Annotated in this window: 25 protein-coding genes and 1 pseudogene; 12 read left to right on the plus strand and 14 right to left on the minus strand. The window is 61.8% G+C overall.

The window, feature by feature from the left end; genetic code table 11:
* Window positions 1-173 precede the first annotated feature (173 nt).
* Entirely contained in the window at window positions 174-971 is a 798-nt protein-coding gene (locus ACWPVA_RS02145) for an N-formylglutamate amidohydrolase (RefSeq protein ID WP_454286106.1), read from the minus strand.
* A 263-nt stretch (window positions 972-1,234) separates the two neighbouring features.
* Between ACWPVA_RS02145 and ACWPVA_RS02150 the strand changes: the two genes are divergently transcribed.
* The gene (locus tag ACWPVA_RS02150; protein ID WP_454289506.1) at window positions 1,235-1,648 is read left to right on the plus strand and encodes a DUF1036 domain-containing protein; all 414 of its coding nucleotides are present in this window, start codon (window positions 1,235-1,237) and stop codon (window positions 1,646-1,648) included.
* A complete protein-coding gene (gene pyk / locus ACWPVA_RS02155) occupies window positions 1,648-3,087 on the plus strand; it encodes a pyruvate kinase (RefSeq protein ID WP_454286107.1) in 1,440 nt (479 codons plus the stop codon). Before ACWPVA_RS02150 ends, pyk begins: the two co-directional genes overlap by 1 nt.
* Before the next feature lie 90 nt (window positions 3,088-3,177).
* On the opposite strand, the gene ACWPVA_RS02160 is transcribed toward pyk, so the two are convergent.
* The 5 genes from ACWPVA_RS02160 to ACWPVA_RS02180 form a co-directional block, all read right to left on the minus strand.
* Entirely contained in the window at window positions 3,178-3,798 is a 621-nt protein-coding gene (locus ACWPVA_RS02160; protein WP_454286108.1) for a tetratricopeptide repeat protein, read from the minus strand.
* Window positions 3,799-3,918: 120 nt separating this feature from the next.
* Window positions 3,919-4,044, minus strand: coding sequence for a type B 50S ribosomal protein L36 (ykgO, locus tag ACWPVA_RS02165; protein ID WP_003497670.1), 126 nt, complete (start codon window positions 4,042-4,044; stop codon window positions 3,919-3,921).
* Window positions 4,045-4,220: 176 nt separating this feature from the next.
* A complete protein-coding gene (locus ACWPVA_RS02170; RefSeq protein WP_454286109.1) occupies window positions 4,221-5,288 on the minus strand; it encodes a 5-(carboxyamino)imidazole ribonucleotide synthase in 1,068 nt (355 codons plus the stop codon).
* Window positions 5,285-5,785: a 5-(carboxyamino)imidazole ribonucleotide mutase gene (gene purE / locus ACWPVA_RS02175; RefSeq protein ID WP_454286110.1), complete on the minus strand. Its 501-nt coding sequence runs from the start codon at window positions 5,783-5,785 to the stop codon at window positions 5,285-5,287. The genes ACWPVA_RS02170 and purE overlap by 4 nt, the downstream gene beginning before the upstream one ends.
* A gap of 19 nt (window positions 5,786-5,804) precedes the next feature.
* The gene (locus ACWPVA_RS02180) at window positions 5,805-6,008 is read right to left on the minus strand and encodes a YdcH family protein (RefSeq protein WP_454286111.1); all 204 of its coding nucleotides are present in this window, start codon (window positions 6,006-6,008) and stop codon (window positions 5,805-5,807) included.
* 237 nt (window positions 6,009-6,245) lie between these two features.
* On the opposite strand from ACWPVA_RS02180, the gene ACWPVA_RS02185 reads away from it, so the two are divergent.
* The gene (locus tag ACWPVA_RS02185; protein ID WP_454286112.1) at window positions 6,246-6,422 is read left to right on the plus strand and encodes a YdcH family protein; all 177 of its coding nucleotides are present in this window, start codon (window positions 6,246-6,248) and stop codon (window positions 6,420-6,422) included.
* Window positions 6,423-6,555: 133 nt separating this feature from the next.
* On the opposite strand, the gene ACWPVA_RS02190 is transcribed toward ACWPVA_RS02185, so the two are convergent.
* Together ACWPVA_RS02190 and ACWPVA_RS02195 are read right to left on the minus strand one after the other, a co-directional pair.
* Window positions 6,556-6,816 carry an ArsR/SmtB family transcription factor gene (locus ACWPVA_RS02190; RefSeq protein WP_454286113.1) on the minus strand — a complete coding sequence of 87 codons (261 nt, stop codon included), beginning with the start codon at window positions 6,814-6,816 and terminating at the stop codon, window positions 6,556-6,558.
* 75 nt (window positions 6,817-6,891) lie between these two features.
* A complete protein-coding gene (locus ACWPVA_RS02195; RefSeq protein WP_454286114.1) occupies window positions 6,892-7,659 on the minus strand; it encodes a sulfite exporter TauE/SafE family protein in 768 nt (255 codons plus the stop codon).
* 105 nt (window positions 7,660-7,764) lie between these two features.
* On the opposite strand from ACWPVA_RS02195, the gene ACWPVA_RS02200 reads away from it, so the two are divergent.
* From ACWPVA_RS02200 to ACWPVA_RS02230, 7 genes are all read left to right on the plus strand, one after another.
* Window positions 7,765-8,418 carry a thiamine phosphate synthase gene (locus tag ACWPVA_RS02200; protein WP_454286115.1) on the plus strand — a complete coding sequence of 218 codons (654 nt, stop codon included), beginning with the start codon at window positions 7,765-7,767 and terminating at the stop codon, window positions 8,416-8,418.
* An 8-nt stretch (window positions 8,419-8,426) separates the two neighbouring features.
* Entirely contained in the window at window positions 8,427-9,587 is a 1,161-nt protein-coding gene (locus ACWPVA_RS02205) for a tetratricopeptide repeat protein (protein WP_454286116.1), read from the plus strand.
* A gap of 26 nt (window positions 9,588-9,613) precedes the next feature.
* Entirely contained in the window at window positions 9,614-10,882 is a 1,269-nt protein-coding gene (locus ACWPVA_RS02210) for an MgtC/SapB family protein (RefSeq protein ID WP_454286117.1), read from the plus strand.
* Window positions 10,883-11,025: 143 nt separating this feature from the next.
* Window positions 11,026-11,826, plus strand: a complete 801-nt coding sequence (locus ACWPVA_RS02215; protein WP_454286118.1) for an inositol monophosphatase family protein — start codon at window positions 11,026-11,028, stop codon at window positions 11,824-11,826.
* 101 nt (window positions 11,827-11,927) lie between these two features.
* On the plus strand, window positions 11,928-12,971 hold the full coding sequence (locus tag ACWPVA_RS02220; protein ID WP_454286119.1) for a flagellar motor protein MotA: 1,044 nt from the start codon (window positions 11,928-11,930) through the stop codon (window positions 12,969-12,971).
* Window positions 12,972-12,973: 2 nt separating this feature from the next.
* Entirely contained in the window at window positions 12,974-14,005 is a 1,032-nt protein-coding gene (locus ACWPVA_RS02225; RefSeq protein ID WP_454286120.1) for a peptidoglycan -binding protein, read from the plus strand.
* Between the two features lie 95 nt (window positions 14,006-14,100).
* Window positions 14,101-15,744, plus strand: a complete 1,644-nt coding sequence (locus ACWPVA_RS02230) for an FAD-binding dehydrogenase (RefSeq protein ID WP_454286121.1) — start codon at window positions 14,101-14,103, stop codon at window positions 15,742-15,744.
* Between the two features lie 24 nt (window positions 15,745-15,768).
* Here the strand turns inward: ACWPVA_RS02230 and ACWPVA_RS02235 are convergent.
* Window positions 15,769-17,500 (minus strand): annotated as a pseudogene (locus ACWPVA_RS02235) (ABC transporter transmembrane domain-containing protein).
* 262 nt (window positions 17,501-17,762) lie between these two features.
* Between ACWPVA_RS02235 and rpmE the strand changes: the two are divergent.
* A complete protein-coding gene (rpmE, locus tag ACWPVA_RS02240) occupies window positions 17,763-17,984 on the plus strand; it encodes a 50S ribosomal protein L31 (RefSeq protein ID WP_454286122.1) in 222 nt (73 codons plus the stop codon).
* A gap of 146 nt (window positions 17,985-18,130) precedes the next feature.
* Here rpmE and rcdA read toward each other — a convergent pair whose 3' ends face one another.
* From rcdA to ACWPVA_RS02255, 3 genes are all read right to left on the minus strand, one after another.
* Entirely contained in the window at window positions 18,131-18,646 is a 516-nt protein-coding gene (gene rcdA, locus ACWPVA_RS02245; RefSeq protein WP_454286123.1) for a protease adaptor protein RcdA, read from the minus strand.
* Between the two features lie 366 nt (window positions 18,647-19,012).
* Window positions 19,013-19,207, minus strand: a complete 195-nt coding sequence (locus ACWPVA_RS02250; RefSeq protein ID WP_454286124.1) for a DUF1192 domain-containing protein — start codon at window positions 19,205-19,207, stop codon at window positions 19,013-19,015.
* Entirely contained in the window at window positions 19,204-20,508 is a 1,305-nt protein-coding gene (locus ACWPVA_RS02255; RefSeq protein WP_454286125.1) for an MFS transporter, read from the minus strand. The genes ACWPVA_RS02250 and ACWPVA_RS02255 overlap by 4 nt, the downstream gene beginning before the upstream one ends.
* Window positions 20,509-20,686: 178 nt before the next feature.
* On the opposite strand from ACWPVA_RS02255, the gene ACWPVA_RS02260 reads away from it, so the two are divergent.
* The gene (locus tag ACWPVA_RS02260) at window positions 20,687-20,842 is read left to right on the plus strand and encodes a hypothetical protein (protein WP_181903965.1); all 156 of its coding nucleotides are present in this window, start codon (window positions 20,687-20,689) and stop codon (window positions 20,840-20,842) included.
* A gap of 49 nt (window positions 20,843-20,891) precedes the next feature.
* On the opposite strand, the gene ACWPVA_RS02265 is transcribed toward ACWPVA_RS02260, so the two are convergent.
* Window positions 20,892-21,335, minus strand: a complete 444-nt coding sequence (locus ACWPVA_RS02265; RefSeq protein WP_454286126.1) for a PACE efflux transporter — start codon at window positions 21,333-21,335, stop codon at window positions 20,892-20,894.
* Between the two features lie 222 nt (window positions 21,336-21,557).
* Window positions 21,558-22,454 carry a fructose bisphosphate aldolase gene (locus tag ACWPVA_RS02270; RefSeq protein ID WP_454286127.1) on the minus strand — a complete coding sequence of 299 codons (897 nt, stop codon included), beginning with the start codon at window positions 22,452-22,454 and terminating at the stop codon, window positions 21,558-21,560.
* Window positions 22,455-22,568 lie beyond the last annotated feature (114 nt).

A 22,568-nucleotide genomic window follows, 5' to 3' on the forward strand; every position in this document is an offset into this window, starting at 1 on the left:
TAGCGGCAATTTCATTTGGTGAGGCTGACCTGCCGCGAAGCGGGGCTCGCGTCAAGACCCAAGTTATGCGCAGCGCTCACTCTTCAGTCTTGTGCCGGACCGCAGCTCCGAACGAGGCGCGAATTGCGCAGGAAATTGCGGCGAATTCCCGTTCCTTCGCCGACGCTATCCTTTCAGACGGCCGGGTAGGGCCCCGCGCGGGACGCGTGAACTTCGTATCGGTGCAGCGCCGGATCGGCATTGAGTTCTTCGAAGATCGGCGCCAGCCTGTCGGCCCAGGCTGCGACGCCGGCCTCGTCGCCGATCAGATCCTGCCGCACTTCCAGAAGAGCGTGCGGCGTGCCTGTCATCATGCAATGGCTGTACAGGGTGTCGCCCTTCAAGGCTCCGTCATAGGGCTCGTTGTCACCGACAGTGATGTCGCCGGGCGCCCGGAGATGGCGAAGCAAGGGCTCGACGGCGCGATGGTCGCTATCCCATAGAACGGCTGCATGCCATGGCCGGGCGATGCCTTTCCAGGCGGGGGTGAAAGAATGCAGCGACAAGACGAGCGGCGCCTTGCCGGATGCTTCTGCAACCGCGGCAATCGTGCGACTGACGGCCTGGTGATAGGGCCGGTGGAAGGTTTCGATGCGGTGGTTCCACTCGTCCGCGCTGATCGGGTGATTGCCCGGGATGATCGCCCCGTCGGAGATCTTCATGATCAGCGTCGGATCGTCCTCGCCGCGATTCGGATCGATCAGGAGGCGCGAGAAACAGCTGAGTACGGCCGGCACCTCCAGCCTGGCAGAAAGGCGGCGGGTTAGAGCCTCGATGCCTATGTCATAGGCGATATGGCGGGCAAAGGCGTCCTCGGGCAGTCCCAAGCGACCATAGCGCTCCGGCAGGCGGTTCATCGCATGGTCGGCGAGAAGCACCAGACCGAGGTCATGCCGACCCGATAGGAGTTCGAAAGGCGAGAAGTCGTGCATGGGCGCCGCCGGAAAAGGTGTCTCGGGCTTGATGACATGGGGGAAAGGCGAGCGCAAGCTTTCGTCCCGGCCACGTTTGTGCCAAGATCGCGGTTGATGGTTTATGTCAAAAATATAATCGATTAGAATTGCGTTGACTTTCCGAGGCCATCATCGCAAGAAGGCAGTCGACGCACAAACATGGAGTTCCGGCGGAAACCGTGCTGAAGCAAGATAGAATTCCAAGCTCCCAGGGGAGCGCGCGTCACCTCAAACAATTTCTCATCGCCAGCGTATTGATTGCGCCGCTTTTCGCGGCGGGAGCAGCACATGCTGAATTCAGGGTGTGCAATGGAACGCCCAACCTCGTCGGCGTTGCGATCGGCTACCGTGCAGAAGAAGGCTGGATCACCGAAGGCTGGTGGCAGATTCCGGCCTCGACCTGCGCCACGCTGATCGAGGGCGAACTGCAATCCCGCTACTATTATCTCTATGCGGAAGATGCTGCCCGCGGCGGACGCTGGACGGGCGACATCAACATGTGCGCAGCCGAGAACGAGTTCAAGATCGTCGGCGTACAGGACTGCTTCGCACGGGGCTACCAGCAGATGGGATTCAAGGAATATGACACGGGCCGTCAGGGCAGCTGGATGGTCCAGCTTTCCGACACCCCCGGCACGCAGGAAAGCCAGAATTAATGAAGCGTAATCGCAAAGTGAAGATCCTCGCAACGCTCGGTCCGGCCTCCTCCGACGAAGCGATGATCCGCAAGCTGCATGAGGCGGGAGCGGATTTGTTCCGCATCAATATGAGCCATGCCAGCCACGATGTGATGCGTAGCATGATTGCGAAAATCCGTTCCGTCGAGGCCGAATGCGGTCGCCCGATCGGTATTCTTTGCGATCTGCAGGGGCCGAAGCTACGTGTCGGCAAGTTCGCCGAGACCACCGTCGGACTGGTGCCGGGTCAGACCTTCACGCTGGATGACAAGGATGAGCCTGGCGACAATACGCGCGTCTTCCTGCCGCATCCGGAAATCCTTACCTCGGTCAAGCCGGGCCATCGCCTGCTGATCGACGACGGCAAGCTGCACCTGCGTGCTGAAAAGTGCGACGGAAAAAGCATCGTCACCACCGTGGTCTCGGGCACCAAGATCTCCGATCGCAAGGGTGTGAGCCTCCCCGATACTCTGCTTGCAACCGGCGTCCTGACCGACAAGGACCGCGCCGACCTCGACGCTGTCCTGGCCACCAACGAGGTGGACTGGGTGGCGCTGTCGTTCATCCAGCGTCCGGAAGACCTGGCCGAGGTGCGCAAGATCGCCCGTGGCCGCGTCGGCCTGATGTCGAAGATAGAAAAGCCGCAGGCGATCGAGCGCATCGATGAGATCATCGAATTGTCAGACGCGCTTATGGTGGCGCGCGGCGACCTTGGGGTGGAAATGCCGCTCGAGGCGGTTCCGGGCCTGCAGAAGCAACTGATCCGCGCCTGCCGTGGCGCGGGCAAGCCGGTGGTCGTCGCGACCCAGATGCTCGAATCAATGATATTCGCGCCAGTCCCGACCCGCGCCGAAGTCTCCGACGTCGCGACCGCCGTGTTCGAAGGCGCCGATGCCATCATGCTGTCGGCCGAGTCGGCATCCGGCCAGTATCCGGTCGAGGCGGTTTCCACCATGGCGTCCATTGCTCGCACGGTGGAACGCGAGCCGCATTATCCGGGCATCATCTACGCCCAGCGTGCTCATCCCGAGGCTACAGGCGCCGACGCCATTTCCCTTGCTGCCCGACAAATTGCCGAGACGCTGAAGCTCACGTCCATCGTCTGCTACACATCCTCCGGCAATACCGGGCTTCGCGCCGCGCGTGAGCGTCCGGAAGTGCCAATCATCGCGCTTTCGCCGGTCATTCAGACGGCGCGGCGCCTGTCGGTCGTTTGGGGCCTGCACTGCGTTGTCTCGGAAGAGCCGACCGACCTCGACGACATGGTGAACCGGGCCTGCCGAATCGTTGTCGCCGAGGGCTTTGGAAAGCCAGGCGACCGGGTCATCATATCGGCCGGTGTGCCGCTCGGAACGCCGGGCGCCACCAACATGCTGCGCATTGCCTATATCGGATCGGACGGTTTGTCCGGGATCTGAGGGATACCCCGTCATCTGGTTAGGCAGAAGCCGCGTCCGGGCGGCTTTTTCAAATTTCAGCCTCTCGTCACCCGGGTTGACCGCCAAGGCTTACGTCCGACTGCCGGCAAGCTTCTCGGAAAGCTTCGTGATGATCTCCTGTGCCTGTCGATCGGCCGGATAGATTTCCAGGTAGCGCTCCCAGGCCTTGAGAGCCATCTCCTCGCTGCCGCGTTCGCCGAGGATCGCAGCGAGGCTCGCCAGCGCGCCGAAATGGCGGGGCTCCAGGGCCAGTACACGGTTGATGTCGGAAACGGCCCTCTTGTAGTTGCCCATGGTATAATGCAGCGTTGCTCGCTGGTTCCACGCGCCGATGAAGTCCGGCTTCAAGACGATGGCCTGATCAAGAAAATCGAAAGCGGCTGCGTTTCGTTTCTCGGATGCCGCGCTCTGCGCCCATTGCATCAGCAGGTCAATAGTCGGGCTGCCCGATGCGTTCCAGCTCGCCAGGATGTCCTCGGTGAGACGGTTCGCTGCCTCCGGATCGCGCTCCCGCTTTAGATCGGCGATCAACGCATCAACGCCCTCTGGCATCTCCTCGGCGCCTGATTCGACGGATACGCTTTCGGAAGCGCCTGTCTGGGCATCGGTCTGCGCCAGGGCAGACGGTCCGTGGACAGTCGCCAACAGCAGGGTTGAAATGAGCGGGGCACAAATACGAAAACGGCGCATGCGGATAAGGTAATCCGCTTGCGCCGCTATTCAAACTCAATTTTTCGCCATCGACACGATCGGGTACAGGACCCATGTCTGACGAACAGCACCGCCACCACAGGGTGGCGCTCCCTTGCCTCAGCCCTGACGAGCCTTGAAGCGCGGGTTCTGCTTGTTGATGATGTAGACGCGGCCCTTGCGGCGAACCAGACGGTTGTCGCGATGACGGGCCTTAAGCGCTTTCAGCGAGTTCTTGATCTTCATTTTACTGGTCCGCAAAGGTTGTCGGCGAATAGTACACTCGCCACTGTGTCTAACAATCAAAAGCGCGCTACGGGGCGCGCTCTTAAAGGGTTGGTGGCAAATACTCCGTCCTGACCCTTCGTGTCAACCGGTTCCGCCCGGATTTGGCGGCGGAAGCCCGGTTTTCTCCGGCTTTTTCAGCGTTCGGGACGCATGAGCTCGGTGACATGACCCATCTTGCGGCCCGGCCGGGCCTCGGTCTTGCCGTAGAGATGGACGAGTACGTCGGGTTTGGCAAGCCATGCCGGAACATCGTCAAGATCGTCGCCGATCAAGTTGGTCATCACGCAGTCGGAGTGTCTGGCAGGTGAGCCGAGCGGCATTCCCGCAATCGCCCTGATGTGCTGCTCGAACTGTGAAACCACACAAGCTGCTTCAGTCCAATGGCCGCTATTGTGAACGCGCGGGGCAATCTCGTTGGCCACCAGACTGCCGTCGGGCAGGACGAAGAACTCTATGCCGACAACGCCGACATAGTGGAGCGCTGCCAGTAGCTTCCGCGCTGATTCGCGGGCGGCGGCGATTGTGGCTCCACCGATTCGGGCCGGAAGGGTCGATGTGTCGAGTATGCCGTCGCGATGGACGTTCTCGGCCGGGTCATAGGTTTCCACACTTCCGTCGATGGCCCGGACGGCGATGATCGAGATCTCGCGTTCGAAGGGTACGAAGCTCTCGAGAATCAATGGAACGTTGCCGAGGGCTGCAAAGGCGCCCTGCGGGCTGTCGGTCGTCGAGCGGAAGACGCGCTGGCCTTTGCCATCATAGCCGAGGCGTCGCGTCTTGAGAACGCCCTGTCCGGCGAAATCGGCGAGCGCTCTCTCGAGTTCGGCCTGGCTGTTGACGGCATGAAAGCGCGCGGTCGGGATGCCGCAATCGTTGAGGAAGCGTTTTTCCGTCAGCCGATCCTGCGCGACTTCGAGCGCGCGCGGCGGCGGATAGACCGGCACGTTGCGCGCCAGGATCGCGGCTGCCTCGACAGGCACGTTCTCGAATTCATAGGTGACGATGTCGCAGGCAGCGGCGAGTTGGGCCAACGCGACCGGGTCGCCGTAGGGCGCGGTGATCTGGCTGTTGGCAACCTGGGCTGCCGGGCAGTCGGCCTGCGGCTCGAGGATCACGGTGCGAAAATTAAGCCGGGCGGCGGCCATGGCCAGCATGCGACCGAGCTGTCCGCCGCCGATAATGCCGATCGTGCGAGCACTCATGGCTGCTCGTCCAGCGGATATTCGGCAACGGCTGCGCTCTGGCTGGCACGCCATTCATCGAGACGTTCGGCGAGGTCCTCGTCGTGGAGGGCGAGCACGGCGGCGGCCAGCAGCGCGGCATTGACGGCGCCGGCCTTGCCGATGGCGAGCGTGCCGACGGGAATGCCGGCCGGCATCTGGACGATGGAGAGCAGGCTGTCCTGGCCGGACAGCGCCTTCGATTGTACCGGTACGCCAAATACAGGAAGCGGCGTCATGGCGGCGGTCATGCCGGGAAGGTGGGCAGCGCCGCCAGCGCCGGCGATGATGATCTGAAAGCCTTCGTCGCGCGCGCCCTTGGCAAAGGCGACCAGCCGATCAGGGGTGCGGTGCGCCGAAATGATGCGTGCCTCATAGTCTACGCCCAGAACATCCAGCGTATCGGCGGCGTTCTTCATGGTCTCCCAGTCGGACTGGCTTCCCATAATGATGGCGACCGGAGGGCGTTCTTCGTTCATCGTGGCGGTCCTTGCCTGTTCACGCGATGATATCGGGGATGATCTGGTCTTCGAGGGAGGTCAGCTTGTCCTTGATTCCCAGCTTTTTTTTCTTCATGCGCTGGATTCTCAAGGCGTCACATCCGGTGGTGATCATGGCATTGATGGCGACGTCATAGTCCTCGTGCTCCTGCCGGAGCCGGGCGAGCGCCAGCCGAATGTCCGCCTGTTCCTGATCGGCCATTATCGTGTCCCCATTCTCGCATTCAACCCATCCTTTTTGTCGGATGCGTCGAAGATTCGCGCAAGCTCCTATCATCAAATACCGGTAACGGGAAGTTATCCTTGCCAGCGAATTTGCCGCGCTTTCTCCCTCATTTCGCCTTCGACAAAACCCATTGTTCGTGTCACATTACTTTCGCAAAGCCTGAAACTCCAGCGTTGTGAGGGCTGGAGGTAGGCGAAAGGAAGGACGTGTCAAATGACCATGCAGGCTCATCTTGAATCGCTCGAAAAGAAGCACGGCGCTCTTGAGGAAAAGCTCCACACTGCTCTTACGTCTCCCTCCGTCGACGACCACCATATCGCCGAGCTGAAGAGGCTCAAACTGCGGATCAAGGATGAAATGGAACGCCTGAGGGCGTCGACCAGACACTGACTTTCCGGCATATGCCGGCCGGGGGTCGCCTGAAGGCAGATCCGGGCCGGCAAGCCAGGAACAACCGATTACACACCGATGCCCCGGAGACCAGAGCGGTTTTCGGGGCTTCTTTTGTTCTCGAGGGATGCGCTCAGGACCAGAACTGGTCAAGCCAGAGGTTGAGGCGATCGAAGCCCGGGCGATTGACGGAATAGATGCGCCGCGTTCCCTCGGCGGTCACAGTCACGAGATTGCAGTCGAGCAATGCCTTGAGGTGCTGCGAGACGGCGGGACGGCTGATCGGCAGGCCACTCGCAAGATCGTTCACTGTCTTCGGCGCACGCCGCAGTTCCTCCAGCAGGTACCGGCGGTGCGGGTCGGCGATGGCGACAAAGGGATCAACGTTCGACATGGCGTGAGGGTACGTCAAACTCCACGTTGCGGCAAGCGCGCTGTGCGTTGCAGCAATCGCTAGGGGCCACCCTGCTTAAAGTCCGGTGATGCCGTCATAGAGCAGCTTGCCACCGGCGATCAGCACCATGCCGTACATGAGCGGATAGAAGATGTGCGGTTTCAGGTGATGGACCAAACGGGCGCCGATGAGGGTCGAGACGAGCGCTAACGGCAACAGGGTCGCCGAAAGGACCAGATTGCCGGTGCCGAGTTCGCCGAGCGCGAAATAGGGTATGACCTTGATCGCGTTCATGATCGCGAAAAATCGGGTACTGGTGCCGGTATAGGAGAGCGGATCCAGTCGGAGCGGCAGGGTATAGATCTGGAACGGCGGCCCGCCGGCATGGGCGACGAAGCTCGAGTAGCCGGACAGCGTGCCCCAGAGCGTCGCGGCGACCGGCCGCTCGGGTGCGGCAGCCGGTTCCGTCTTTTGCAACTGCCGGGCCGCGTCGACGAAATAGCGCAGCGCGAACAGCACGGATATGCTGCCGAGCAACAGCCGCATGACGTTGACCGAAACATAAGCGGATGTAGCCCAGCCGATCGCGATGCCGAGAATGCCGCCGGGCAGCATGGCCAGAAGTGTCGGACGGCTGTTGTGGCTTCGCCAGGCCCAGAGCGCCACCGCATCCATGACCAGCAGTATTGGCAGGAAGATCGCCGCCGCCTGCATCGGTGGGACGACGATGGCAAGGAGCGGCACACCGATCAGGGCAAATGCGCCGCCTAGACCGCCCTTGGACAGCCCGACGAGAATGACGGCCGGAATTGCCGCGGCATAGAACAGCAGATCAAGATTCATTTGTTTCGGTTGATCCTTTCGATGGACCGGTCTATCGGATTTACTTACCCAATACGAGGGAGGTGTGCGGAGAACGCCGCACCGTCCCGGAGAACGGATCCAGTCATGACCAGTCCCGAAGATCGCTGCCGTCTCGTCCTGATCGTACCCGACATTGCCGATGCCGAGGCAAAGGCGCGTGCGGTCGGCGACGCCCTGAAAGGTGGCGACGTCGCCTCGGTCATCATTCCGCAATACGGTCTTGATGACGCGGCGTTCCAGAAGCATGCCGAACTGCTCGTGCCGCTGATCCAGGACGTCGGGGCCGCAGCGCTTGTCGCCGACAACAGCCGTGTGGCTGGCCGGGCCCAGGCCGACGGTCTTCACATTTCCGGCAATGCGGCCGCGCTTGCCGAGGCGATCGAGAAGCATGTGCCGAAGATGATCGTCGGAGGCGGCAATGCCATGGACCGGCACCATGCGCTGGAAATCGGCGAGGTGCAGCCCGACTATATCTTCTTCGGCAAGCTCGACGGCGACATCAAGCCGGACGCCCATTCGAAGAACCTGGCGCTTGGCGAATGGTGGTCGTCGCTGATCGCGATTCCCAGCATTGTCATGGGTGGGCAGGATCCAGCGTCGGCGCTCGCGGTCGCAGAAACCGGCGTCGAGTTCGTCGCATTGCGCGAGGCGGTTTTTGCCGATCCGGCCATGGCTGCCACTGTCGTTGCACGGGTCAATGCCGAGCTTGACGAAAAAGCGCCACGGTTTGAAGATTGAAACGCATCATGCGCTCAACTCTTTTAAATCGGCCCGTGCTGTTTGCCGTCGTTGCCTGCCTCGCGGCGGTGGTTGGTTTGCCGAGCTCTCCTGTCGCCCAGCAAGGGGAAAAACGCCCGTCGATGCGGCCGCTGGCGCCTGCCGACGTGAGGGTGCTAGAGCGCGGTGAGCAGCAGCCACCCTCCGCAGGAACGCTCGATCGCAGCGCCCGCCCCGGGTCCGCGGCGGATGAGAAACTGCAGGCGAACCAGGGGGACGACGAGCCTCAAGGGATCAACATCTATGCGCGGATGGGTGTTCCCCTGCCAGACCTGCCGCCCGAGGCGGAGTACAAGGGGCCCCTGGATGAGGCCTATGGCGCGTTCCAGCGCGGATTTTTTCTGACGGCCGTAGACAAGGCTCTGCCGCGCGCCCAGCTCGGCGATCCGGCGGCGCAGACCCTGCTTGCCGAGCTGATGGACCGTGGTCTGGGCATCAAGAAGGACCTGAAGGGCGCTGCCTTCTGGTATGGCCAGGCTGCTGCCGGCGGCGATCCGGCCGCGATGTTCAAATACGCGATGCTGTTGATGGAGGGCAGGACAGTCCCCCGCGACAAGGCCAAGGCCGACGAATACATGCGCAAGGCCGCGGATGCCGGCAACAGTTCGGCGCAGTTCAACTGGGCACAGACCCTGGTCGCCGACAATCCCGGGCAAAAGGGCTTGTCCATGGCCTTGCCCTATTACGAGAAGGCCGCGGACAACGGGATTGCCGATGCCCAATATGCAGTGGCGCAGATCTACGAATCGCTGAAGGACATTTCCGAGGAAAAGCGCGCCAAGGCGCGTTACTGGCTCGACCGTGCGGCGCGCGCCGGTTTTGACACCGCCCAGCTCGACATCGGCATCTGGCTGATCAACGGCATTGCGGGCGAGCGGGATTACGAAGAAGGCTTCCGCTGGCTGAAGGTCGCCGCCAACCGCGGCAATGTTGTAGCTCAGAACCGCCTTTCGCATCTCTATATCAATGCACTTGGCACGCGACCCGATCCGATCGAGGCCGCCAAGTGGTATGTGCTGTCGCGTCGGGCAGGGCTGAAGGACCCGGCGCTTGAGGATTTTTACCTCGGACTGACCGACGAAGAACAGAAACAGGCGATCGACGCGGCGAACAAGTTCCGCCGCCGTTGAAGTCGGACGCTGGGGAGGGGGAGAAAGTGGACAATGTCGAGCTTTTTCAGCGCCTCGGCCTGGCTATTGCCATCGGGGCGGCTGTCGGCGTCGAGCGGCACTGGCGCGAACGGGATGAACCGGAAGGCGCACGTACGGCCGGTATCCGCACCTTCACCATGTTCGGCATGGCCGGTGGGGTCGCCGGACTCATCGAAAGAACTCTCGGCACCGCGTCTGGCTATCCTGGCGTAGCGCTCACCGGCTTCCTGATCGCCATTGCTACAGTCATGGCGGTCTTCGAAATGCGCGAGGCGATCGCGGAGAAATCCTTTAGTGTGACTTCGGTAATCGCCGCCATTCTCACCTTCGGGCTCGGAGCACTCGCCACGCTTGGAGACATGAAACTCGCCTCGGCTGGCGGAGCTGCGCTGATCGTAATCCTCGTCAGCCGCGAATTCCTGCACCAGGCAATCCGGCGGCTGCAATGGGTCGAGCTGCGCTCGGCAGTCATCCTGCTTGCAGTAACCTTCGTCCTGTTGCCGATCATACCCGATGCTCCGATCGGGCCGTTCGGAGGGGTTTCGCCGAAGAGCATTGTCCTGCTCGTCATCATGCTCGCCTCGATTTCCTTTGTCGGCTATGTCGCGGTCAGGATGTTCGGCGCGACGCGCGGCGATGTGTTGGCCGGTGCGGTTGGCGGACTGGTGTCTTCCACCGGAACGACCGTGGCATTCGCTCGCCGCAGCCGCACCGAAGAAACGGTTCTTACACTGGTTGCGGGTGCAATCAGTGCAGGGGCGGTTTCGTTGCTGCGCACCGCCCTGCTTATCGGGGCCCTGGCCGCATCGCTACTGCCCGCGCTACTCGTGCCACTGCTCATGGGCGCTGCAGCACTAGTCGCCTATGCACTGCTTGTCGCCCGGCGCCAGCGCGCCGAGGGAGGGCAGGGTATACCGGGCAATCCCTTCGAACTCGCTGCGGTGGCGAAGATGGCTCTTCTGCTGGCCGCAGTGGCCTTTCTCGCCCGGGCAGCCACACTGCTTTTCGGCGATGCCGGCCTCATCTTCGCCTCGGCGCTATCCGCGCTTGCCGATGTCGATGCGGCGACCGTCACCGTGGCCGGCCTGCTTCCCTCGCTCGATATCGGCCTTGCTGCGCAGGCGATCGGCGTCGCGGTGGTTTGCAACATGACTGCCAAGGCGATTTATGCGGGCATTTTTGGCAGCTTTCGTTTTTTCATGCATCTGTTGGCGGCAACCGCACTGTCGGTCGGGGTGGGGCTTGCCGCCTGGGGGCTGGGCCTCGCCATATGACGAGTCATGCCTGAGACTGGCTGGTGCATGCCTCTTGAATTCCGGCTGTTTTTGTGGTCTTGAACCGCCCAATCGCCGCGATCCATCGCGCCGCGCTTGCCGCCGTCGCCCGGCGACCTGCCGCACTTTCAAGGAAACCGATAATGGCCCGTTCAGCTCTCCTCAATGTCATGGTCCAGGCCGCGCTCAAGGCGGGCAAGTCCCTGTCGCGCGATTTCGGTGAGGTGCAGAACCTGCAGGTTTCGGTCAAGGGACCGAGCGACTTCGTTTCGCAGGCCGACATCAAGGCCGAAAGGCTGGTTCGTGAAGAACTGCTGAAGTCACGCCCGACCTACGGTTTCCTCGGGGAGGAAAGCGAAGAGATCAAGGGTACAGACGGCGCGCACCGCTGGATCGTCGATCCGCTGGACGGCACGACGAACTTCCTGCACGGCATTCCGCAGTTCGCCGTGTCGATTGCATTGGAGCGCAATGGCGAGATCGTCGCCGGCGTTATCTTCAATCCGGCGACCGACGAACTCTACACAGCCGAAAAGGGCGGCGGCGCCTTTCTCAATGATCGCCGCATCCGCGTGGCGGCGCGCAAGGTCTTGTCCGACTGCGTCGTCGGTTGCGGCATTCCCCATCTCGGCCGCGGTGCGCACGGCAAGTTCCTGCTGGAACTGCGCCATGTCATGGGTGAAGTCGCCGGCGTTCGCCGCATGGGTGCAGCCGCCCTTGACCTGGCCTACGTTGCGGCCGGCCGTCTCGACGGTTTCTGGGAAGCCGAGCTCAACCCGTGGGACATCGCCGCCGGCCTGTTGTTGATCCGCGAGGCTGGTGGCTTCGTAAGCGACATGCATGACGGCCAGGACATGTTCCACACCGGCACCGTCGTCGCCGGCAACGAATATATCCGCAAGGCACTGATTGAGGTCATTGCGCGGCCAATCCCGAAAGCCTGAGACTTTACACAGGCGTCGTCAGGGGTCGGCGGCTTTTAGCTTCAATTCGTCGCAATTTTCTACTAGCCTCCGGCGCACGATGACCGGAGGCTGGAGACGACATGGCGAAAGTTAAGCTGGCGGATTTGGAGGCGGCGGAGGCAGCACCCGGAGAATACGGCCACAAGCTATCCAGCCCGATGCCGTTCTTCACGACCATGGTGATCTTCCTGATCATCGTCGGTTTCATTGCCGCCATCCTCTATCGACAGGCGCATGCAGCCTTCATGACCAATCCGGGTCTCAATGGCCTCATCCTTGGCGTTCTGGCCGTCGGCATCGTCCTCGTTTTCAATCATGTGCTGGCGCTGAGGCCGGAGGTTCGCTGGTTCAATTCCTTCCGCGCAGCCGGTCATGCCGAAAAGGTGGGGCGCGACCCGCGACTTCTGGCGCCGATGCGGGCGCTGATCGGTGGCCGTCGTTCGATGGCTATCTCGACCACGGCACTGCGGTCGATCCTCGATTCGATTGCCACCCGTCTCGACGAATCACGCGATACCTCACGCTACCTGATCGGCCTCCTCGTGTTCCTCGGACTGCTCGGTACATTCTGGGGGCTACTCGGCACGATCGCTTCCATCAGTTCGGTGATCCAGTCGCTTGATCCGGGCTCGGGCGACAGCAGCGACGTGCTGCAGGCGCTGAAGAGCGGTCTCACCGGTCCGCTCTCGGGCATGGGCACGGCGTTTTCGTCCTCGTTGCTTGGCCTGTCGGGCTCGCTTATCCTCGGCTTCCTCGATCTGCAGGCCGGTCGTGCCCAGAACCGATTCTATACCGAGCTTGAAAACTGGCTCTCCTCGGTGACGGATGTGGATTCCGACATGGCGATAACGGCCGGCGGAATGTCCGGCGTACCGGCGGACGACATCAAGGGTTTGGTCGACCAGTTGTCCAGGCTGGCCAGCCGAGAGGGTTCTGCGCTCGGCGGTAGCGACCGTTCGGTTGCTGCAATCGCCGGGCTTGCCGAAGGCATTCAGGGCTTGGTGAAGAACATGCGCAACGAGCAGCAGATGCTGCGCGACTGGATCGAGGCGCAGCAGGAAGATGCCCGCGCAATGCGCAAAACGCTCGACAAGCTGAACGAAAAAATGGGCGGGGGCAAATAGCCATGGCGCTCGGCCGCAACCGCCGCCGCGACAGGGGCATGGACTACTGGCCGGGCTTCGTCGACGCCCTGGCGACGCTACTTCTGGCGATCATGTTCCTGCTCACGGTCTTCGTGCTGGCGCAGTTCATCCTCAGCCGCGAGATCTCCGGCAAGGACGAGGTCCTCAACCGCCTCAACAGCCAGATCGCCGAACTGACCCAATTGCTTGCGCTGGAAAAGAGCGGCAAACAGGATCTGGAGGATACGCTTGCGTCTCTGCAATCCTCGCTCACCGTCTCCGAAAGCGAACGCAGCCGGTTGCAGCAATTGCTCGACGCCGGTGCTGGTACGTCGGATGCCGCCAACCTGCGGGTCGGCCGGTTGACGCAGGAGCTCGATTCCGAGAAGCAGGTGAGCCAGCGGGCGATGAGCCAGATCGAACTGCTCAACCAGCAAATCGCCGCGCTGCGCGCCCAGATCGCTGCCGTCGAAGAGGCACTGCAGGCGTCGGAGGCCCGGGATCAAAACTCTCAGGTGAAGATCGCCGATCTCGGACGCCGCCTCAACGTGGCGCTTGCCCAGCGTGTCCAGGAACTCAATCGATATCGTTCCGACTTCTTTGGCCGTCTTCGCGAGATTCTCTCCGACCGCGAGAACATCCGTATCGTCGGTGACCGCTTCGTCTTCCAGTCGGAGGTGCTGTTTCCCTCGGGCGGGAACGAGCTTAATCCGGAGGGCGAGGTCGAAATGGCGAAGCTAGCCGGGGCCCTGCTCGACCTTGCCAAGGAAATCCCGCCAGAGATCAACTGGGTGTTGCGCGTCGATGGTCACACTGACGACGTGCCGCTCAGGGGCTCGGGACGCTATGCCGACAACTGGGAGCTTTCGGCTGGCCGCGCCATATCGGTGGTCAAATACCTGATATCCAAGGGCGTTCCGTCCAATCGCCTGGTGGCTGCGGGATTTGGCGAATACCAGCCGATCGCCGAGGGCGACAGTGCTGAAGCGCGCGCCCAGAACCGCCGCATCGAACTCAAGCTCACCGAACGCTGACACCGCTGCCCGCTATTAGCAGAAGGGCTGGGTTGTGGGAGCGTTTACGTGCGCGTAAAAGTAAGACGTGGGGAGCTCGCGGGGGGAGTGTGCGGATGGATTATGATGTATTGGTGATCGGAGCGGGATTGGCAGGCCTTGTGGCTGCGACCGAGGCAACTGAGCGGGGGCTCAAGGTCTGCGTTGTCGACCAGGAGGGGGAGCAAAATCTCGGCGGACAGGCGTTCTGGTCCCTGGGCGGACTCTTCTTCGTGAATAGTCCTGAGCAAAAATGGATGGGCATACGTGACAGTTTTGAACTTGCACGGCAGGATTGGCTTGGTTCAGCCAGTTTCGATCGCGTCGAGGACTACTGGCCGCGCCACTGGGCTGAGGCTTATCTTGAATTTGCTGCCGGGGAGAAGCGCGATTGGTTGCATCGCCAGGGCGTTCGCTGGTTCCCGGTCGTCGGCTGGGCCGAACGCGGTGGCTCGCTTGCCAACGGCCATGGCAATTCCGTGCCGCGCTTCCACATCACCTGGGGGACCGGGCCGGCCGTGCTGGCGCCCTTCATCCGCCGGGCACGAACGGCAGAGCAGAACGGCCAACTGTCCTTCCGCTTCCGTCATCAGGTCGATCACCTTGTCGTCACCAACGGCGATGTAACAGGCGCGCGCGGCAGCGTTTTGGCACCCGATCCGGCGCCGCGTGGTTCTGCGACATCGCGCGTTGTTGTCGGCGACTTCGAGATCGCAGCTGGCGCCGTCATCGTGTCGTCCGGCGGCATCGGCGGCAATCATGACCTCGTGCGCAAGCACTGGCCCGTAGAGCGCCTTGGACCGCCGCCGAAGTCGATGGTCGCAGGTGTTCCGCAATATGTCGACGGGCGGATGCTTGCCATTGCGCGCGCGGCCGGCGGCGAGATCATCAATGGCGACCGCATGTGGCACTATACCGAGGGCCTCAGGAATTTCGATCCGATCTGGCCGAACCACGGCATTCGAATCCTTCCCGGCCCCTCCTCTTTCTGGTGCGATGCCGCCGGAAACCGCCTTCCCTTTCCGGCCATGCCGGGCTTCGATACGCTGGCAACACTGAAGGCGATCCGGGAGCGGGGCCATGAATACAGCTGGTTCATCCTCAACAAGGCGATCATCAAGCGGGAATTTGCGCTGTCTGGCTCCGAGCAGAACCCGGACCTGACCGGCAAGAATATTGCCTTGTTGCTGAAGCGGCTGGGCAAGAATCCGCCCGGACCGGTCCAGGCCTTCATGGACAAGGGAGAAGACTTCATCGTTCGCGACACGCTCGAAGACCTTGTCGTCGGCATGAACGAACTGACCGGCGAGCATCGGATCGGTATCCACCATCTTCGCAGCCAGGTCGAGGCGCGTGACCGCGAGATCGACAATCGCTTCAACAAGGACGCTCAGGTGACCGCGATCCGCGGGGCGCGCCACTATCTCGGTGATCGGCTCATGCGCACGACAAAGCCGCACCGCCTGCTTGATCGCAAGGCCGGGCCGTTGATCGCGGTTCGGCTGCACATCCTGACGCGCAAGTCGCTTGGTGGTTTGCACACCAATTTATCGTCACAGGTGCTCGATGATACCAATAAGCCGGTTCCAGGCCTCTATGCGGCCGGTGAGGTAGCGGGTTTCGGCGGTGGCGGGGTACACGGCTACAACGCGCTCGAGGGCACGTTCCTCGGCGGTTGCCTGTTCTCTGGCCGAATCGCCGGCCGTTCGGTCGGGGCTTGAGAGCCGAGACGCTTTCGCTGTCGATTACTCGATGGCAGGCGAGGTAAAATCGCGGCCGCCGGTCTCGAATTGAAGACGGGCCAATTTGGCATACAGTCCGCCCTGCTGGATCAGGCTGTGGTGCGTGCCTTCCTCGACGATCCGGCCGTCGTCGAGCACCATGATGCGGTCCGCCTTGAGCACTGTCGCCAGACGGTGGGCGATGACGATCGTGGTGCGATCCCTCATCAGGCCGTCGAGGGCCTTCTGGACCAGCGTCTCGCTTTCGGCGTCGAGCGATGAAGTTGCTTCATCGAGCAGGAGAAGCGGTGCATCGCGAAGCAGGGCACGGGCAATGGCGATCCGCTGACGTTGACCTCCGGACAATGTGATGCCGCGTTCGCCGACCTGCGTGTCGAAGCCGTTCTCCAGGCGCAGGATGAATTCGGTCGCCTGGGCGGCTTCAGCAGCCGCCTCGACCATCTGGGGCGTGGCATCCGGCGAGCCGAAGGCGATGTTGTCGCGGATCGAGGAGGCGAAGATCGTCACGTCCTGGGGCACAATGGCGATGCGGGAGCGCACCTCTTCGGGATCGGCTTCTCGAATATCGACGTCGTCGATCCGAACGGTTCCGCTCACCGGATCGTAGAAGCGCAGGATCAGCGAGAAGACGGTGCTCTTGCCGGCACCCGACGGGCCGACAATGGCAACTGTCTCGCCGGGCTCCACCCGGAAGCTCAGACCCTTGAGGGCCGACTTGGAAGCGCTCGAGGGGTAGGCGAAGTGGACGTCGCCGAAGCTGACGCGGCCAAGCGGGGGCGAGGGCAGATGGATCGGATTTGCCGGCACCGCGACCTGTGAAACTTCCTGCAGGAGTTCGCCGAGCCGTTCTGCGGCACCCGACGCCTGGGAGAAGCTCGCCCCACACTTCTGAGAGCGTTCCCATCGATCCTGCAGCGATCAGCGAGTAGAGCAGGAACTGGCCGAGCGTGCCGGCGGACAAGGTGCCGGCGAGCACGCTCTGGGCGCCGAACCAAAGCACCGCGACGATGCTACCGAAGACGAGCGTGATCGCAACCCCGGTCAGGAGCGCGCGTGACTTGATTGCTGCGCGGGCCGCTTCATAGGCCTGTTCCACGGTCGTGCCATAGCGGTCGGTGGCAATCCCTTCGGCGTTGAATGCCTGGACGGTGCGGGCGGCGCCGATCGTTTCTCCGGCGAAGGCCGAAGCTTCGGCGAGGGTGTCCTGAGCCAGTCGCGAGCGACGGCGCACCGAGCGGCCGAAGGCGACGAGCGGAAAGACGATGATCGGGATGGCGGCGAGCACCAGGATCGACAGCCGCGGGCTCGTATAGATCATCATCGCCATGGCGCCGAGACAGAGAATCGAGTTCCTGAGCGCGAGCGAGGCGGTTGCTCCGACGGCGGACTTGATCTGCGTCGTGTCGGCGGTCAGCCGCGAGACGATCTCTCCCGACTGGTTGACGTCGAAGAAGGCGGGCGAAAGCCTTGTCACATGGGCGAAGACATCGCGGCGCAGATCCGAAACGACCCGTTCGCCGATGGTGATAACGAAATAATAGCGCATGGCGCTGGCGAGAGCGAGAATGATGGCCAGGATGGCCATCATGCCGAAATAGTTGTTGATAAAGGCGCTGTCGGCGGCGCTGAAGCCATGATCGACCATCCGGCGCACGGCGAGCGGCAAGGCAAGGGTGGTGGCGGCGGCCAGACCGAGGAAGAACAGTGCGCCGGCGACCAGCTTGCGATAGCGCATGACATAGGGAAAAAGACGGGCGAGAGGCTTGAGGGAACGGCGTTTCGACTGGGCGGTTTCGGTGACTGCGGACACTTTATTCCTCTCCGGCCCGGTCAGCGGGCTTTTGTGCCATGGCACTTGTTATCCTTGTGCCCTTCATGTATAGGCAGCGCATCGAATTGGGAAGCCGTGGCCTCTTCAGACTACGGCTTCGTCTATTGTATTGGGTCGCTCGACGCAATTGCGGCAAATGGACCCCCGGCACAGCAGGAAGATCGCAATGAAGGCTGACATTCATCCCGACTACCACATGATCAAAGTGGTCATGACCGATGGCACCGAGTACGAAACCCGCTCCACCTGGGGTTCGGAAGGCGCAGTCATGAACCTCGAAATCGACCCCAACTCACATCCGGCCTGGACCGGCGGCAACCAGCAGATGCTGGACCGCGGCGGCCGCGTTTCGAAGTTCAACAAGCGTTTCGGCGGCCTCGGCCTCTGATCCAACTTCGATCGACCATCTTCGAAAGCCCGGCGTGTCCGGGCTTTTTTGTGTTTGGCTTCCATCGCTGTGGTTGGCAGCAGACAAGAGAACCCGGCAATGCTTGGCATGCCGGGTCCATTTGTTCTGATGCGGAATAGAAGAAATCAGTTCGGGCAGAACGCGGTGCGCAGCAGGTCGAGTTGCGCCTGCACGCTGTTCTCATTGTCCGGAACAACCGGCGTGTCGGCGGGACGGTAGATTTCGCGGTCGAGCAGGGCGATACGGTTCTGCAGGCGTAGCGAGCGTTCGACGAGATCGCGGAAGGACTCCGGCAGGTCGTTCCAACCGGGGGCCTGACGATCCACATTGAAGCCGTCGAGACGAACCTTGCTCTTTTCGGAGAGAACCTGATCGCGGCTCATCTCGCCGTTGTTGACGGCGCGTTGCAGCAGCAGCCACGAAGCCATCTGCATCAGGCGGGTGGTCAGGCGCATCGATTCCGCAGCATAGAGCACCGAGGCCATACGGGGCAGGACCTTGGCAGCGGAGCGGCCGGGCCCGTCCAGATAGGCAGCGGTTTCTTCGACCAGACCCATGCCTTCGGCATAAGTCGCTTTGAACTGAGTGGACGCAGCGGCCCGTCCGGCGAAGCTGACAGTGTTCAGTCCGAGTTCAGACATCGGTTCACCCTTGAAATACGCATCACTTTAGTTGGGTAACGGCGTGGAACGCTGTCTTGTTCCTGCCGCTTTTCATGGCCGTACGTTGCAACCAATACCCCAAATGCGCAAGCCGTTTATTAAAGAAGGGTTAATACCCACAATTTTGAATATAGGAATTCGCAAGGCACAAAAAAAGAGCCGCATGAGCGGCTCTTAAGGTAAAACAGGGAGAAAAATCAGACCTTCGCCACGAGGAAGAAACTGCCTGAATCCGGCAAAACCGGATGCATTGATAATCGCCGAAAAGGCTTAACAGATGGTAAACGCAAAGCGGGAAAGCGTACTATTCTCAAATAGCGCAGCAGGACAGAAGGAACGATTCGGCTATACTTTGGGCTTGAAGAAACTGTCGGCGGCGCGCTTTCCCGCTTCCTTGCGTATACGCTCAGCGTCGAGCCGTTCGATCTCCGTCCGGAGCAGCTCAATCCGGTTCTGAAGTTCCTCTGCCGAAAGGGCAGAGAGGTCGCTGCCCAATTGATGGCCGGCAGGCTTTTTCGGCTTCTCTTCGTCGAAGATCATGGTGTCGCTTCTCCGGCCGTGGACGTTGCGTCTTCTTCCCGCTCTTCATCCTCTTCCGGCAATGGTGCAGCGCGGGGGTCGAGGCTCAGGCTTTCCGGCGTACTCATCGGAGACGCGGATACGGGCATGTTCGGCACGTTCTCGCGCTCGGCGGCGGGTATGGCGGCGCGCAGGCGGCTGCGATAGATCGCGTAGGCGGTCAGGAATACATGGGCGACGGCGGTGACGGCAAAGAGGGCGTGGGGGCCGAGTTGCGACATCACCGGACCGCCGATGGTCGGGCCGATAATCGTGCCGACACCGTAGAGCAGAAGTAGCCCGCCCGACACCTGGACGAATTCGTCGGAACTGGCGAAGTCGTTCGCATGGGCGACGGCAATCGGATATAGCGCGTTGGCGGCCGCGCCATAGATTGCGACGAGAACGATCATTGTCATGGCATCCTGCGGCCGCACGACGATCAGCAGGAGCGCCGCAACGGCCGCAACCGCCGAGAGCGCCGCCAGCACATAACGGCGATCGATGCGGTCCGATGCCTTGCCTGCGGGAAATTGCGCGAGGGCCCCCACGAAGATCGTGATCGACAGCATGATTGCGATCATGTTCGGCGTGAGGCCGGCGCGTGAGCCGAAAACCGCGCCGAGCGTCCCATAGGCGCCGTTGGCGATGCCGACGAGCAGGATGCCGACGAAGGAGACGGGCGAATTGCGATAAAGCCGCGGCAGATTGAGCGTGACGGAGGTGAGGGGCTGCGGCGTGTCGGCGGTCGATACGGTGGTCGGCAGCATGGCGAGGCAGTAGAGAATGCCGCAAACCATGAACAGGATGGTGGTCGAGGGGTCGATGACGCCGACCAGCATCTGGCCGCCCACCACACCGATCAGCGTGATCGAGATATAGAAGGAGAAGATCGTGCCGCGGCTCTCGTTGGTGGCGCGCTCGTTCAGCCAGCTTTCGATAATCATCGAGGTTCCGGCGATGCAGAAGCCGGTCACGGCGCGCAAGACCACCCACCAGTATTGATCGACCAGAATGCCGCTCAACAGCGCAATGATGGCAATCAGCGAGATGAAGCTCGAAAAGGCCCGGACATGCCCGACCCGCATGACGAGTTTTGGCGCGATCAGGCAGCCAGCGACGAAGCCGGTCGCCCAGGAAGTGCCGAGCAGGCCGAGGATTTCATTGGAATAGCCCTCTGCCGTGCCGCGCACGGGCAGCAACAGGCCGTGCAAACCGTTCCCGAGAAACAGGAACAACGTGCCGAGGAGAAGCGCCATGACTGGCAGAAGGTTTGTTCGCATGGCTTGGTGATCGACTGGGGTTGGGGAGGCTGTGGGAACAGGTTCCTGAAACGTCACAGATTAGGTCAAGGTTCCTACCGATCCCTGAATGGACAAGGCCCCTTGCGGGAAAACCTTCTGGCGGTCAAAAGTGTCGCCGTTGTGACAAGGGCCGAAACAGGCGTGCTGGGATTTATCCATGACCAAAGTGATCGGCCTTCTCCTCATCCTTGCCATGATGGTGCAGGTGATCCGGCCGCTCGGATTGCCAGGCTTAAGGAAACGCAGCGATTTCTGGAAGATCGCCGTGATTGCCTTTGTCATCTGGTCGATCACTCTACTCATCCGACCGTGACGGCCAGGAGGCGTGGCGGGGCCGCTTGGCGAGTTGGATCATCTCCTCGTCAGTGCGTGACCTGTCCCTGCGGTACCTGCCATTCCGGGATTGGGAACAACCGGTCATAGCCCCAGTTGAAGGCAAAAGCGTAGACCATGTAGAAGAGCGCAAAGGCGACGTCCATCACCACTGCGTGCCAAAGGCCGACGCCGAGGTACCAGGCGATGAAGGGGGCGAGCACGAGGAGCAGGCCGGCCTCGAACAGCACGGCGTGCAGCACGCGAATGGGAACTGTCTTGAGCGTACCCCCGGCAAGACGCTGCATGGCGCGGTCGAAGGCGATATTGTAGACGTAGTTCCAAAGCATGGCGATCGTCGCGCTGCCGACGCCGATGAGGCCGATGTCGGCGAGCGGTAGGGAAAAGACCCAGGCGCCGAGCGGCGTGACGAGGAAAAGGGCGAGGATTTCGAAACTGACAGCGTGGCGAATACGGTCGCTGGTCGTGCGCATGTCTGGTCTCCCACAAGGGTCCGTCGGGTCGTCCCGGTCAAATGCCCGTCATTGGGGAGAGGTCGTCCTCAGCACGAACCAATATAGTTTGCCGAACGGGCAAGGCAAGGGGACGCTGGCCGGGCTGTCACCAAAAAGCCCCGCCAGCGTCGCTGACGGGGCTTGAAAGGCCGGCATTGAAAGGTGCGGGTCAGGCCGTCTTTTCGTGCCTTTGGGGCATGATCAGGCCTTGTTCACGCTTGCGGCGTAGATCGCATCGATCGTCTTGGCCAGGCTCGCGTTGAACTCCGCGTCGCTCATGGAGACGCGCAGGTTTTCTGCCAGAGCGCGCGAGAAGCTGGCGATCATGCCGTGGTTATGGCTGAGCTTCTCGCAGGCATCCGCGGTGCTGTAGCCGCCGGACAGAGCGACGACGCGAACGACTGACTTGTGGGCAACCAGAGGGGCGTAGAAATCGGCGACGGTCGGGATCGTCAACTTCAGCATGACGGTTTCGCCTGCGGGAAGCTTGTCGAGCTGCGCGGCGATCTCGTCGCGAAGAATGGCTTCAGCCTCGGCCTTGGTCGGGCTCTTGATGGATACTTCCGGCTCGACGATCGGCATGAGGCCCTGGCCGATGATCTGGCGGGCGACCTCGAACTGCTGCTTCACGACGGCAGCGATACCGCCCTTGTCGGCATGGCCGATCACCGAGCGCATCTTGGTGCCGAACATGCCCTTTTCGCGACCGCGGATCAGGAGCGCATCGAGATCGGGCATGGCCTTCATCAACTGAACGCCGTTCTGCTCGGCTTCGAGGCCCTTGTCGACCTTGAGGAAGGGCACGACGCCGCGCTTTTCCCAGAGATAGGAGGGAACGGGCTGACCTTCGACGTCGCCGTCCATGGTCCGTTCGAACAGGATTGCGCCAATAACCTTGTCGCCCGTAAAGGCCGGCGCGCTCATGATGCGGACGCGCATGGCATGCACCAGGCGGAACATCTCCTCGTCACCCTGATAGTCGGATTCGGACACGCCGTAGAGACGCAACGCGCCGGGTGTTGAACCACCGCTCTGATCCAGCGCCGCGATGAAACCCGGCGCCGAGCTGATCTTGTTCAACATCTTCGCGTCCATCATATCTCACTCCTATCCCTAAAATGGCGCGATACGCGCTCACCTGTTTTCGTTGATGTTGCGACCAATCGGCAGAGCCGAATTGGTCAATCCCCGCATCTAGATGAGGCGGATAAC

The sequence above is a fragment of the Rhizobium arsenicireducens genome (assembly GCF_964021225.1).

Coding starts and splice junctions, on each gene's coding strand:
- rcdA (WP_454286123.1), bottom strand. CDS start 18,646: ATGTCTGAACTCGGACTGAACACTGTCAGCTTCGCCGGACGGGCCGCT.
- rpmE (WP_454286122.1), top strand. CDS start 17,763: ATGAAGGCTGACATTCATCCCGACTACCACATGATCAAAGTGGTCATG.
- ACWPVA_RS02260 (WP_181903965.1), top strand. CDS start 20,687: ATGACCAAAGTGATCGGCCTTCTCCTCATCCTTGCCATGATGGTGCAG.
- ACWPVA_RS02215 (WP_454286118.1), top strand. CDS start 11,026: ATGGCCCGTTCAGCTCTCCTCAATGTCATGGTCCAGGCCGCGCTCAAG.
- ACWPVA_RS02220 (WP_454286119.1), top strand. CDS start 11,928: ATGGCGAAAGTTAAGCTGGCGGATTTGGAGGCGGCGGAGGCAGCACCC.
- ACWPVA_RS02255 (WP_454286125.1), bottom strand. CDS start 20,508: ATGCGAACAAACCTTCTGCCAGTCATGGCGCTTCTCCTCGGCACGTTG.
- ACWPVA_RS02170 (WP_454286109.1), bottom strand. CDS start 5,288: ATGAGTGCTCGCACGATCGGCATTATCGGCGGCGGACAGCTCGGTCGC.
- ACWPVA_RS02225 (WP_454286120.1), top strand. CDS start 12,974: ATGGCGCTCGGCCGCAACCGCCGCCGCGACAGGGGCATGGACTACTGG.
- ykgO (WP_003497670.1), bottom strand. CDS start 4,044: ATGAAGATCAAGAACTCGCTGAAAGCGCTTAAGGCCCGTCATCGCGAC.
- ACWPVA_RS02230 (WP_454286121.1), top strand. CDS start 14,101: ATGGATTATGATGTATTGGTGATCGGAGCGGGATTGGCAGGCCTTGTG.
- ACWPVA_RS02145 (WP_454286106.1), bottom strand. CDS start 971: ATGCACGACTTCTCGCCTTTCGAACTCCTATCGGGTCGGCATGACCTC.
- ACWPVA_RS02270 (WP_454286127.1), bottom strand. CDS start 22,454: ATGATGGACGCGAAGATGTTGAACAAGATCAGCTCGGCGCCGGGTTTC.
- ACWPVA_RS02250 (WP_454286124.1), bottom strand. CDS start 19,207: ATGATCTTCGACGAAGAGAAGCCGAAAAAGCCTGCCGGCCATCAATTG.
- ACWPVA_RS02190 (WP_454286113.1), bottom strand. CDS start 6,816: ATGTCGAACGTTGATCCCTTTGTCGCCATCGCCGACCCGCACCGCCGG.
- ACWPVA_RS02265 (WP_454286126.1), bottom strand. CDS start 21,335: ATGCGCACGACCAGCGACCGTATTCGCCACGCTGTCAGTTTCGAAATC.
- ACWPVA_RS02200 (WP_454286115.1), top strand. CDS start 7,765: ATGACCAGTCCCGAAGATCGCTGCCGTCTCGTCCTGATCGTACCCGAC.
- ACWPVA_RS02180 (WP_454286111.1), bottom strand. CDS start 6,008: ATGGCCGATCAGGAACAGGCGGACATTCGGCTGGCGCTCGCCCGGCTC.
- purE (WP_454286110.1), bottom strand. CDS start 5,785: ATGAACGAAGAACGCCCTCCGGTCGCCATCATTATGGGAAGCCAGTCC.
- ACWPVA_RS02160 (WP_454286108.1), bottom strand. CDS start 3,798: ATGCGCCGTTTTCGTATTTGTGCCCCGCTCATTTCAACCCTGCTGTTG.
- ACWPVA_RS02195 (WP_454286114.1), bottom strand. CDS start 7,659: ATGAATCTTGATCTGCTGTTCTATGCCGCGGCAATTCCGGCCGTCATT.
- ACWPVA_RS02205 (WP_454286116.1), top strand. CDS start 8,427: ATGCGCTCAACTCTTTTAAATCGGCCCGTGCTGTTTGCCGTCGTTGCC.
- ACWPVA_RS02185 (WP_454286112.1), top strand. CDS start 6,246: ATGACCATGCAGGCTCATCTTGAATCGCTCGAAAAGAAGCACGGCGCT.
- pyk (WP_454286107.1), top strand. CDS start 1,648: ATGAAGCGTAATCGCAAAGTGAAGATCCTCGCAACGCTCGGTCCGGCC.